Here is a 12,714-nt window from a genome sequence, read left to right on the forward strand (position 1 = left end):
TTGAGGTACTAGCGTCTTTTCTTCGCTGACTTACCTGCAGCAGCAGGCGCTTTTTTCTTGGCGCTAGCGACAGCGGGTGAGGATTTCTGGCGACGCCCACCAGAAACATTTTCTTCTTTTACTTTTTGGGCAGGAACTGTTTTACCACCTCTGCCAAAAGTGGAAGCCACTTTTTCTTCAGGGGCAAGCAGCGCTTTTTTAGAGCTGGCAACACCCTTGCGATTTTTTTCATTTGCAGCAGCACCACGAGTATCTGCCAATCCTGCAGAGCGTGGCGATACGGCCTGGACTATGGCCAGATCTATCTTGCGTGCATCCAGGTCAACCCGGCTGACTTGCACCGTGATTTTGTCGGTCAACTGATAACGCTTGCCAGTACGTTCGCCACGCAATTCATGGCGCGCCTCGTCGTATTGGAAGTAATCGGCACCCAACTCAGTCACGTGCACCAGACCTTCGATAAAGATCTCATCAAGCTGGACAAAAATACCAAACTGGGTCACACCAGTAATCATGCCGGTGAATTCTTCACCTACCTTATTGCGAATGAAGTAACACTTGAGCCAGGCTTCGACATCACGCGAAGCTTCATCAGCCCGGCGCTCGTTGGCAGAACAATGGACACCCAGAGCATCCCAGATAGTCTGTTCTTTTTCTTCCTTCTTCTTGCCAGCGGCCTTGTCAGCGATCTGCTGTTTTCTTGTCGCATTCGATACTGAACTATTCAAAAGCGTCAAGTCTATGCCCTTGGGTTCATACTTGCGACCTTGCAAAATTGCTTTGATGGCCCTATGAGTCAGCAAATCAGGATATCGGCGTATCGGACTAGTGAAATGGGCATAGGCATCGTAAGACAAACCGAAGTGACCAATATTATCTGGACTGTAAACCGCCTGTTGCATGGAGCGTAGCAACATGGTTTGCAAGAGCGGCGCATCTGGTCGGCCTTTAATTTTATTCATCAGCTCTGCATAGTCCGATGCAGCAGGTTTGTCGCCGCCACCAAGGAACAAACCCACCTGCTTCAGGAAATTTCTAACCTGAGTCAGTTTCTCTTTGGTCGGGCCAGCATGGATGCGGTAAGTTCCTGGGTGCTTATAAGTTTCGAGTAAATTTGCTGCGCAGACATTGGCTGCCAGCATGCACTCTTCAATCAGCTTATGCGCATCATTGCGTGTACGCGGCAATATCTTTTCTATTTTGCCTGCAGGATTGCAAACGATATAGGTTTCTGTCGTTTCAAAGTCGATAGCGCCACGAACCTGGCGGGCTTTCAATAAAGACTGGAAGACCTCATACAGATGCAAAAGATGAGGCACCAATGTCTGGCGCTTGGCAGCCTCAGGGCCTTTGGTGTTACCCAATATGGCCGCCACTTCAGTATACGTGAAGCGAGCTGCAGAATGGATGACAGCCGGATAAAACTGGTAAGCCGTGACTTCTCCATCCTGAGTAATCACCATATCGCAAACCAGCGTCAGTCGATCGACATCAGGATTAAGTGAGCAAAGTCCATTTGAGAGGCGCTCCGGCAGCATCGGTATTACCCGGCGCGGGAAGTATACAGACGTGCTGCGCAGCAGAGCCTCCTCATCAAGAGCATCATTAGGATTGACATAGTGACTGACATCGGCAATCGCAACGATGAGCCTGTGACCTTTGCTACGACCTATCTTGACTGGTTCACAGTAAACTGCATCATCAAAATCGCGGGCGTCTTCACCATCAATCGTCACCAATGGGATATCACGCAGATCCACGCGGTCTGTGAGATCACTATCTCTGACTTCTGAAGGTAACTTGACCGCAGCCTTTTTAACTGCCTCAGAAAATTCATGCGGCACACCAAATTTTCTGACAGCGATTTCGATTTCCATACCTGGATCATCGACATCACCCAATATCTCGACAATTTTACCAACTGGTTGCGCATAGCGGGTTGGCTGCTCGGTCAACTCGACGCTAACAACCTGACCAGCCTTGGCTTTACCTGGTGCACCGGTGAGCAAAATATCCTGGCTGAAGCGTTTATCTTCAGGCGCCACTATCCATACCCCGTTTTCATTTAGCAAGCGCCCGATGACATGGGTATTGGCTCTGTCGAGTATTTCAAGAATGCCGCCTTCTAGCCGGCCACGTCTGTCAGTACCAACCACGCGTGCCATGACACGGTCGCCATGCAAGACCTTTTGCATTTCGCGCTCTGGCAGAAACAGGTCTTCACTGCCATCATCAGGGATGAGGAAACCATATCCTTCGCGATGACTGCTGACTTTGCCGCTGATGAAATTATCTTGATTGGCGATGGAATAATTTCCACCTTTATCTACTTTGACTTGCCCATCTCTTTCCATCGCGTTTAATCGTCGTGTCATGCCATCTAACTCCTCAGGTTTCACTGACAACACCTCTGCAATCGCAGACGTTGTCATTTTTGCCGTGTTAGTACGTAGAACACCCAGTATCTCTTCGCGACTGGGGATGGGGTATGAATGCTTGTTCAAATTTTGTATTTTTTCTTAAAAAAGTTAATTTGGCTTACGCCAAAATCTTATCAGGCCATAGTTTACTGTAGCTAACCTTTTTCGCCTAACAATTCTTGTATTGCTCAGGTGACTCACCTTGACAAATGCTTCAATTAATTTATAATGTTGTTCTCCGTTGCCCACGTGGCGGAATTGGTAGACGCGCATGGTTCAGGTCCATGTGCCTTCGGGTGTGGGGGTTCGAGTCCCTCCGTGGGCACCAAAATTTGAGAGCCCGCTGATGAAAATCAGCGGGCTTTTTCAATTCCACTATTTGCTTTGTAAGTATAAGCAAGAAATCCCCTTCCTTCCGCACTTCCTACCCATGATGCTGGCGACCTACTCCCGATCCGCGCCCTCGTGTAAAATTTTCTCCAAAATATTTCCCCAAAGCCAGGCAAATACCCTATAATTACGCCTTCCGTTGCCCACGTGGCGGAATTGGTAGACGCGCATGGTTCAGGTCCATGTGCCTTCGGGTGTGGGGGTTCGAGTCCCTCCGTGGGCACCACAAGTTTGAGAGCCCGCTGATGAAAATCAGCGGGCTTTTTCAATTCCTGAATTCGCTTCTTCAAGCACTTCTCCCTCTCGATATCTTCGGTAATATTTCCATATTAAGCCTGTGTGCCGGTATCCTCCTGCAAGGTACGCGCCCATATCTTACTGCGCATATTCATTACTTGAGTAATGCCTTGTCTACGCAAATAAAAAACGGAAGCAAATTGCTTCCGTTTTTTATTTGCCAATTTATACAGCGCCCTTTTTCAACCAGGCATTCAGTTGATGCGGCCTGATACTGTCGTACTCTTCAAAAGGCTGATGTATCCATGGATTGTTCGCCAGGTAATCCAGATAATAATCTGGAGCCACTGATGAACATGCCTTGTACCAGATAACGGCTGACTTTACTTCCGTCACGGCTGGGAAATTCTCGCGCAAATGCACGAGCACTTTTTCCAGGGTAACACCAGAGTCCACCAGATCATCCACTACCAGGACCTTACCTTGCAGCGCGCCCTTGGTCATGGAAATATACTTTCCTATATCCAGAGTGCCCTGCACTGTGCCCGACTCTTCACGATATGAACTGGTCGACAAAATCGCCAGAGGCACATCAAAAATTCTGGAGAAAATATCACCAGGGCGCAAGCCACCACGAGCAAGACACAAAACTTGATCAAACTTCCAGCCAGACTCATGCACTTTCAATGCAAGCTGCTCGATGGAACGATGATAGGCTTCCCAGGAAACCCATAAGTCCTTGTCTGTAGATGCAGGCATATTCATATTTTTTATTTTTCCTTCTTAGATAAACGGGTGCCTTAACACGATGGTTTCTTCGCGATCTGGTCCGGTAGAGACCATATCGACAGGAACACCAACCAGCTCCTGAATTCGCATGATGTAATTGCGGGCATTGACTGGCAGAGCATCCATGCTTTGTGCGCCAACAGTGCTTTCAGACCAGCCTGGCATTTCTTCATAAATAGCTTCGCAGCGTGCCGCTTCTTCAGCACCAACCGGAAAGATATCCACGACCTTGCCATCAATCTTGTAACCCGTGCACAGCTTCAATGTTTCCAGGCCATCCAGTACATCAAGCTTGGTCAGGCACATGCCAGAAACACCATTGATTTGTACGGAACGCTTCAACAAGGCGGCATCAAACCAGCCACAACGACGGGCACGGCCAGTGACTGTACCAAATTCATGGCCAACACTGGCCAAATGCTTGCCTACGCCTGCATCAGTTGGCAATTCAGACGGGAATGGGCCAGAACCTACGCGGGTTGTGTAAGCCTTGGTGATGCCCAGGATGTAATGCAACATATTTGGGCCAACGCCAGAACCTGCCGCCGCATTGCCAGCCACACAATTACTGGATGTAACGAAGGGATAAGTACCATGATCCACATCCAGCAAACTGCCTTGCGCACCTTCAAATAACAGGCTGGCACCCGCTTTGTGCGCTGCGTACAGTGCACTCGAAACATCTGCCACCATAGGACGGATACGCGGTACATTGGCCAGCGTGTCATCCAGCGTTTTTTGGAACTCCACCGCTGGCGCTTTCAGATAATTGGTCAACACAAAATTGTGGTAATCCAGATTATCACGCAGTTTTTCCGCAAAACGCTCTTCGTTGAGTAAATCAGCGACGCGTATGGCGCGACGAGCAACTTTGTCTTCATAAGCCGGGCCTATACCCTTACCTGTAGTGCCAATCTTGGCAGCGCCACGGGCAATTTCACGAGCCGCATCAAGCGCAGTGTGATAAGGCAAAATGACAGGGCAAGCTTCTGAAATTTTCAGGCGTGAAGCGACTTCCACACCATTTGCCTGTAGCTTGTCGATTTCGCGCAAAAGGTCAGGCACGGACAACACCACGCCGTTACCGATGTAGCACGCCGTGCCAGCACGCATAATGCCGGATGGTATCAGTTGCAAGGCAGTTTTCTGACCACCGATGACCAGCGTATGGCCGGCATTGTGTCCACCTTGAAAACGCACGACGCCCTGAGCGTGGTCCGTCAACCAGTCAACGATTTTTCCTTTGCCTTCATCGCCCCACTGGGTGCCGATTACGACTACGTTTTTTGCAATTTTAGTTTGTGTCATCACTCAACCTACATTTTGAAGAATCCATTTACCTGCATCGAAAATGAGTGCGCGATTGCAATCAAATTCGTCTTGTTCATTCTCGTGCCCTGGCAGACTTTGGATCACGATTTCGCCCTCGCCACGCAATGTTGTGATTTTCTCGCGCAAAGCAGGATCACTACCCCAAGGGGCACGGATTGCGTCTTTTCTCTCGGCGGAAGGCAGCAGACGTGCCAGTTCACGCAGATCCAGAGAAAATCCTGTTGCCGGGCGTGAACGACCAAAAGCCTCACCCACATGGTCATAGCGCCCACCACGTGCAACCGCATTTGGTAAACCAGGAACAAATACATTGAACATCACCCCACTATGATAGTGGTAGCCACGCAAATCAGCGAGGTCTATCGTGACATGGGCCGTGCCTGTCAGACGCACCAAATGCTCAAGCTCATCCAGTGCGGTTTGTATGCCTGTGAATGCAGGCAATACGGCACGCGCCTTTTGAATAATCGAGATATCGCCATACAGACCAGGCAAAGCCATCAATGCAGCACGCACTTCAGGTGAAAAATTCTGGCTCAATTTGTCTATGCTAGGCAAGTCTTTTGCTTCCAGCAAGGCATATAGTGCATTTTCTTCGGCCTTGGCCAATGGGTCAGCAGCCAATAAGGCACGCAAAACGCCGACATGGCACATATCCAGCCTAACATCTTTGACGTGCGCCAGTGCCAGACAAGCCAGTACCAATTCCTGGATCTCGGCATCAGCCTCCAGACCAGCATGGCCATAAATCTCGGCACCAATTTGCAAAGGCTCGCGCGTGGCATGCAAGCCAGACGGTTTGGTATGCAAGACACTGCCTGCATAGCAAAGACGGGTAACCGTACGGCGGTTCAACAAGTGCGCATCAATACGGGCTACTTGCGTGGTCATATCAGCACGCAGCCCCATGGTACGGCCAGAGAGTTGATCCACCAGCTTGAAAGTACGCAAATCCATATCCTGACCGGCGCCAGTCAGCAAGGATTCTATGTATTCCAGCATGGGCGGCATGACCAGCTCGTAACCATACAGTCTAAAATTGTCCAGCAATACACGGCGCAGCTCTTCTATCTTGCGCGCTTCCGAGGGCAAGATGTCAGCAATATTTTCAGGTAAAAGCCAATTTGGCATGAAGAACAATCAAAAAAAACAAGAAATTGGTTTAGTCTATCCGACAAACAGCGATCTGCACAAAAATTGTGCAGATCGCTGTTTGTCGCTACTATTACTACATGTAGCAGAGTATTACTTGGTCTTTACAGCAGGAGCAGCACCACCAATTGAAGACGGGCTTTTGAAATACTTAAAGAATTCAGAATTTGGATCCACGATCAAAATATCATTCTTACCCTTGAATGAGGCAGAATACGCTTCCATACTACGATAAAACTTGTAAAACTCTGGATTCTGACTAAAGGCTTGAGCATAAATCTGCGATGCTTCCGCATCACCCGCACCGCGTATCTTTTGCGCATCACGGTTAGCTTCAGCCTTGATAACCAGCCTCTGCTTATCCGCATCCGCTCGAATCTCTTCGGACTCGGCCGCACCGGTAGAACGCAAGCCATTTGCCTCACGGGTACGCTCAGCTTTCATACGATCATAAACCGAAGTATTGATCTGCTCGACATAATCAACGCGCTTGAGGCGTACATCAATAATCTCAACACCTATGTTCTTGGTTTCGTCAGACACTTTTTTCTTGATAGCGTCCATGACCTTACCGCGTTGAGTCGAAATAACTTCGCCTACTTTACGTTTGGTAATTTCATCATTCAACGCAGCCTTGATGATTTGAGACATTCTGTTTTGCGCCCTGCGCTCTTCACCATTGAAACTGACAAAGTATAGACGCGGATCCTTGATGCGCCATTTCACATAAGAATCAACCAGAATATTTTTTTTCTCAGAAGTCACAAAACGGTCGGCGGAATCGGTATCAATAGTCAGAATACGTTTATCCAAAAACAAGACGTTTTGAAATGGCGGTGGCAACTTAAAATGCAAACCTGGTTCACTAATCACGGACTTGACTTCACCCAGGGCAAATACAATCGCGTGCGAACGCTGGTCAACGACAAAAATAGTCGAGTATGCAACTAGAATTACTGCACAAAGTGCAATGATAAGGGTGGCTAACTTATTCATTATCTGCCCTCCCTTTCGCGTGTGTCACGATTATCTTTTGATCTTCCATCCTTGCCATAGCGCATTTCCACTGTGGGGATCTGGTCCGCAGCAGGTATAGCAACTTGCGCTGGCGCAGCAGCCTTTACCGCAGATTGATCTCCCTGATTAATCATTTTATCCAGCGGCAGATAAATCATGTTATTGCCTGTCTTGGTGTCCATCATCAACTTGCTGGTATTGGCGAATATTTGCTGCATGGTTTCCAGATATATCCTGTCTCTGGTAATTGCAGGCGCTTTTTGATATTCGGCCAACACTTGCTGGAAACGTGATGCATTACCCTGTGCATTAGCCACAATACTGGCCTTATAACCTTCTGCCTCCTGGATCATGCGTGAAGCTTCACCACGTGCTTTTGGAATCACATCATTAGCGTAGGCAATGCCTTCATTTTTCAGGCGTTCTTTATCTTGCTTGGCTTTTTGCGCATCTTCAAAGACAGCCTGAACTTGCTCTGGCGCCTGTACATTTTGCATAGTAACCTGTGCCACTTGCACACCTGAGCGATAAGCATCGAGGATCTTTTGCATTCCAGCATTGACGTCAAGCGCTATTTTTTCGCGCCCTTCATACAAAACAAAATCCATAGTGCTTTTACCAACAATTTCACGCACAACTGCCTCGGCTACCTGACGTATCATCTCTTCCTGATCGCGATTGTTGTATAGCCAGTCAGCAGCATTATTCAATGTATATTGAACCGCAAATTGAATATCGACGATATTTTCATCATCTGTCAGCATCAGGGATTCACGTTCTTTGGAACCCTTTTTATAACCGATCTCTACTGTCCTGACTTGAGATAGATTGACTATCTCGTGGCCCTGTATTGGGTAAGGCCAGCGCCAGTTAAAACCCGCTGTAGTCTGATGACTGAATTTACCAAACGTCGTGATGACGGCAGTCTGACCTTCCTGCACTATGAAAAAACCACTGGACAACCAGACCAGAGCTATTACGGCAGCAATCAGCGAGGCGCCAATTTTAGCACCTGCTGAGTCTGGTGAAAAATTACCACCATTGCCTCCGTTATCACCGCCATTTTGCCCAAGCAAACGCCCTAACTTTTGGGTAAAGTCCTTCCACAACTGATCTAGGTCGGGTGGACCTTCAGGCGGTTTTTTATTATCTGGCTTATTGTTATTTTGGTTATTATTTTGCGAACCACGCCCCCATTGCGGGTCGTTTATAGACATGGTTAAACCAATTCTTTTGAGAAGTGAAACAAGCATTCTGTCGCTATCCAATGAATAGTGGGTTGGACTACTGAAGATCAAAGCGGGCATCAATCAATTCCGGGATTGCCAATTGCGCAATACCGGCTTTTTTTGCCAAAGCGAATTCTGCTATGGATTCGCGCAATAAACCTATACCTGCCCCGGAACGAGCGCTCAAAAAAACCCGTTGAATTTTATCACACTCATCTACTTCAACCGAAGGTTCCAAGCCTGCCAGGTCTATCTTATTCCACACCAGCATCTGTGGAATATGGTCTGCACCAATTTCCTTCAATACATGGTTGACCTGCTGAATCTGGTCAAAACGCACTGGACTATTTGCGTCCACTACATGCAATAACAAGTCTGCATGTATCGTTTCTTCCAAAGTTGCTCTAAATGCAGCCACCAATTGATGCGGCAATTCACGTATAAAGCCAACCGTATCAGAAATCACGACATTTCCGGCATCGCCGAGATACAAGCGACGTGAAGTCGTATCCAATGTTGCAAATAACTGATTGGCGGCATAGGCGCCAGCCTTGGTCAGCGTATTGAACAAACTGGATTTGCCCGCATTGGTATAGCCGACCAGCGAAATCGATAAGGTATTGCTACGTCCACGTGAACGCCTCTGGGTTTCCCGTTGCTTATGTAATTTCTCAAGCTTTTGCTTGAGCATTTTGACACGCTCACCCAATAAACGACGGTCAGTTTCTAGCTGCGTTTCACCCGGACCACGCAAGCCGATACCACCCTTTTGCCTTTCCAGATGCGTCCAGCCTCGTATCAGTCTTGTTGCCAGATGCTGCAACTGAGCCAACTCAACCTGCACCTTACCCTCATGACTGTGGGCGCGCTGGGCGAAAATATCCAGTATCAAGCTGGTTCTATCCACCACCCTCACCTTCAAGTGACGCTCCAGATTTCTTTGCTGCGCCGGAGAAAGTGCATGATTAAATATGACGATTTCAAGCGCTTCATCGGCGACAGCATGGGCAATTTCATCCGCCTTGCCACTACCTACAAAAAGAGCAGCATCGGGACTGGAGCGTTTACAAGTAATAGTTGTAACCGGCTCTGCCCCCGCAGATTGCGCGAGCAAAGACAGCTCTTCCAGGCTGGCTGCAAAGTCGTCCTTGCCAAAATCAACGCCAACCAACGCTGCGCGCATGGTCGACTGTTTTCCAAATTCAGCACTCAAAAAATTACTCAGCCTCTGATTCAGTGTTAATGCTTACTGCACGTGCTGGCACAACGGTAGAAATTGCATGCTTGTATACCATTTGCGTAACGGTATTACGGAGCAAAACGACGTACTGATCGAAAGATTCGATGTGTCCTTGCAATTTGATGCCATTGACCAGATAAATTGATACAGGAATGTGTTCTTTACGCAAGGCGTTCAGAAATGGGTCTTGTAATAATTGCCCTTTATTGCTCATAACAGCTCCATTGTGTTGTTGTGATTAGGAGTTGGGGACTACTTATTAAAATACAAGTATTCCCAGAAGTTGATTACAAAGTAATGTAATCTATTTTCACTTTAATTGCATATCCTTGCTTAAATTTCACTGCAAAAGAAGATGAACCAAGCTGTTTTTACTTTTTAATACTTGCCAGCCAATTACTTTGACGACTTGTCGAAAGGATTCTTGCCTGAGCGCATTTCTATTCTCAAAGGAGTTCCCGTCAATGAGAAAGTCTCGCGGAAATGTTTTTCCAGATAACGCTTATAAACATCACCCACAGCTTCCAGCGCATTACCATGGATAACAATGATAGGTGGATTTTGTCCGCCTTGATGGGCGTAACGCAGCTTGGGACGTATCGACCCCTTGCGCTTGGGTTGTTGATGCTCTACCGCTTCGATCAGAGCGCGCGTCAGTTTAGGCGTCGATAAGTTAGCCATTGCTGCAGCATAAGCCGCATCAATGGACTTCATCAAGGGAGCTATACCTGTTGATTTCAGTGCAGAGATAAAATGAAATTTTGCAAAAGTCAGGAAATTCAGCTTACGCTCAATATCCAGCTTGATTTCATCGCGCCTGTCGCTTTGCAAGCCATCCCATTTATTCACGCCGACAACCAGCGCACGCCCTGATTCCAGAATAAAACCGGCAATATGGGCATCCTGCTCAGAAATATCTTGTTGAGCATCCAGTAGCAGCAAGACAACATTGGCTTCTGACACAGACTGCAGGGTCTTCACAACGGAAAATTTTTCTATCGCTTCAAACACCTTGCCACGACGACGAATACCTGCGGTATCGATCAGTGAGTAGTGCACACCATCGCGCTCAAATGGTATTTCTATGGAGTCACGGGTAGTACCAGGCATATCGAAGGCAATTACTCTTTCTTCACCCAGCAAGGTATTCACTAAAGTCGACTTACCGACATTCGGACGACCAACGATGGCAATCTTGATGCCTCGAACATTGGACTCTGGCTCTTCTGTTTCTGGCGGACGCTGTGCAAAGGCGATGTCGACCATTTCTTCGACCAAATCCGTTACGCCATCACCGTGGGCAGCAGAGATCACATAAGGATCACCCAGGCCCAACTCGTAAAAATCTGCAGTGACTGAGGTATATTTCATACCTTCAGCTTTATTTACGACCAACATGACGGAACGGCCTGATTTGCGCAAGAAATCCGTAATGGTTTTGTCATGTGGCGTCAGACCCTGACGGCCATCGACTATAAAAACAACTACATCTGCCTCTGCCACAGCCTGTTTAGTCTGCTTAGCCATTTCATGCATGATGCCTTCTTTGGCAACAGGTTCGAAACCACCTGTATCAATCACCAAAAAGGGGCGTTCACCAACACGGCCTTCGCCGTAATGCCTGTCCCTGGTCAAGCCAGGTAAATCTGCGACTAAAGCATCGCGTGAACGGGTGAGCCGATTGAACAGCGTGGATTTGCCGACATTAGGTCGGCCTATAAGTGCGATAACCGGCTTCATTATTATTACTCGGTTGCAAGAGCAACCACTGATCCTGATTTTGTTTGAACGATCAGTTTAGCATCGACCACCAAAGGCGCTGCTAAAATCTGACTACCATCGGTAGTAACACGTCCGATGAAAGAACCATCTTCCCTTGAGAGGAAGTGGACATAACCTGCGAAATCACCAACCGCTACTGCGCGATCGTATGAAATTGGTGCCGACAAGCGGCGATAAGCGAGTTTATCATTGCGCCACGCACTGGCGCCACCGTTACGCGCATAGGCATTGACGGCACCAGCGACATCGGCGGCAAAAACGAAACGCTCGTCAACACTTACACCTACTTCGCTGGACAATGCCTTGCCCCAGCGCAAGGCTCCTGAACCCACATCAAAGCACGCAACCCTGCCCTGATAAGAACTGGCACAAATGTCATTACCCATAATGACAGGCACACCGGAGACATCGGCAACCCGTTCCAGCTCAGTTGCACCTTTAGGCTCACCTACTGTTGCCTCCCAGCGTAAACCGCCATTGGTCAATGCCAGAGCAGCCATGCGACCACCAGGCAAGGCAACAATTGCCTGCTGACCATTCATTACTATGCCAGGCGCCAAACGTAGAGTCAAAGGCGGCAGTGGGCGCTCCACCGACCATTTACGATCACCACTTGCCAAGTCATAAGCGCTGACCTTGTTGTCTATGCTGCGCACTACCGCCAGACCCTGACCAACGGCTGGGGCGGACAATATCTCATTCGTACTCTGCACCTTCCAGCGCAATTTACCATCCAGATCAAAAGCAAAAACCTGACCCTTCTCACCTGCAACAACAACCGATGTGGCATCAACTCCGACACCAGCAGTCAGGCGCGAGCCTGCATTGATACGCCAAACTGTACGACCAGTGGCCACCTCTATACGTGCTACCGTACCATCAGCAGCAGCCACGTAGACATTTTGTGCGTACGCTGCGGGCGAGAAAGCATAATTGCCTGCCGTACCAATCGCCACAGTCCAACTAGATTTGATCGCCATTGTTGCCTTGATGTCCGTCAAGACAGCAGGCTGGTTTTTTGCGTCAGCTTTTGAAGAAAAAGGATTGAGTGACGACAGTGTGGAACAGCCTGTCAAAACGATAAATGCAGACGATACGACGAGTAGCTTGGCAGAAAATTGCATGT

10 protein-coding genes and 2 tRNA genes are annotated in these 12,714 nt (G+C 48.2%); 2 read left to right on the forward strand and 10 right to left on the reverse strand.

Annotation, left to right across the window (positions count from 1 at the left end; translation table 11 throughout):
• Nucleotides 1-8: 8 nt before the first annotated feature.
• On the reverse strand, nucleotides 9-2,504 hold the full coding sequence (rnr, locus tag Q8K39_RS16730; RefSeq protein WP_305261935.1) for a ribonuclease R: 2,496 nt from the start codon (nucleotides 2,502-2,504) through the stop codon (nucleotides 9-11).
• A gap of 159 nt (nucleotides 2,505-2,663) precedes the next feature.
• Here rnr and Q8K39_RS16735 point away from each other — a divergent pair.
• Together Q8K39_RS16735 and Q8K39_RS16740 are read left to right on the forward strand one after the other, a co-directional pair.
• Nucleotides 2,664-2,748 (forward strand) — tRNA-Leu (locus Q8K39_RS16735).
• A 203-nt stretch (nucleotides 2,749-2,951) separates the two neighbouring features.
• Nucleotides 2,952-3,036 (forward strand) — tRNA-Leu (locus tag Q8K39_RS16740).
• Nucleotides 3,037-3,272: 236 nt separating this feature from the next.
• Here the strand turns inward: Q8K39_RS16740 and Q8K39_RS16745 are convergent.
• The 9 genes from Q8K39_RS16745 to bamB all read right to left on the reverse strand — a co-directional run bounded on the left by Q8K39_RS16745 (nucleotide 3,273) and on the right by bamB (nucleotide 12,712).
• A complete protein-coding gene (locus Q8K39_RS16745) occupies nucleotides 3,273-3,806 on the reverse strand; it encodes a phosphoribosyltransferase (protein WP_305262052.1) in 534 nt (177 codons plus the stop codon).
• A gap of 24 nt (nucleotides 3,807-3,830) precedes the next feature.
• Entirely contained in the window at nucleotides 3,831-5,144 is a 1,314-nt protein-coding gene (locus tag Q8K39_RS16750; RefSeq protein WP_186954651.1) for an adenylosuccinate synthase, read from the reverse strand.
• Between the two features lie 3 nt (nucleotides 5,145-5,147).
• Complete coding sequence (locus Q8K39_RS16755) at nucleotides 5,148-6,299, reverse strand: ATP phosphoribosyltransferase regulatory subunit (RefSeq protein WP_305261937.1); 1,152 nt, start codon at nucleotides 6,297-6,299, stop codon at nucleotides 5,148-5,150.
• Nucleotides 6,300-6,413: 114 nt separating this feature from the next.
• Complete coding sequence (gene hflC, locus Q8K39_RS16760; RefSeq protein WP_186954649.1) at nucleotides 6,414-7,316, reverse strand: protease modulator HflC; 903 nt, start codon at nucleotides 7,314-7,316, stop codon at nucleotides 6,414-6,416.
• Nucleotides 7,316-8,590, reverse strand: a complete 1,275-nt coding sequence (gene hflK, locus Q8K39_RS16765) for an FtsH protease activity modulator HflK (RefSeq protein WP_186954648.1) — start codon at nucleotides 8,588-8,590, stop codon at nucleotides 7,316-7,318. The genes hflC and hflK overlap by 1 nt, the downstream gene beginning before the upstream one ends.
• 31 nt (nucleotides 8,591-8,621) lie before the next feature.
• Complete coding sequence (gene hflX / locus Q8K39_RS16770) at nucleotides 8,622-9,749, reverse strand: GTPase HflX (RefSeq protein WP_305261941.1); 1,128 nt, start codon at nucleotides 9,747-9,749, stop codon at nucleotides 8,622-8,624.
• Between the two features lie 34 nt (nucleotides 9,750-9,783).
• The gene (gene hfq / locus Q8K39_RS16775) at nucleotides 9,784-10,020 is read right to left on the reverse strand and encodes an RNA chaperone Hfq (RefSeq protein ID WP_186946602.1); all 237 of its coding nucleotides are present in this window, start codon (nucleotides 10,018-10,020) and stop codon (nucleotides 9,784-9,786) included.
• Nucleotides 10,021-10,202: 182 nt separating this feature from the next.
• Nucleotides 10,203-11,546, reverse strand: a complete 1,344-nt coding sequence (gene der / locus Q8K39_RS16780) for a ribosome biogenesis GTPase Der (RefSeq protein WP_186954646.1) — start codon at nucleotides 11,544-11,546, stop codon at nucleotides 10,203-10,205.
• A gap of 5 nt (nucleotides 11,547-11,551) precedes the next feature.
• Nucleotides 11,552-12,712 carry an outer membrane protein assembly factor BamB gene (gene bamB / locus Q8K39_RS16785; protein WP_305261946.1) on the reverse strand — a complete coding sequence of 387 codons (1,161 nt, stop codon included), beginning with the start codon at nucleotides 12,710-12,712 and terminating at the stop codon, nucleotides 11,552-11,554.
• Nucleotides 12,713-12,714: the final 2 nt, after the last annotated feature.

Origin of the sequence: Undibacterium sp., from assembly GCF_030683615.1 — a bacterium.
Classification (GTDB): domain Bacteria; phylum Pseudomonadota; class Gammaproteobacteria; order Burkholderiales; family Burkholderiaceae_D; genus Undibacterium; species Undibacterium umbellatum.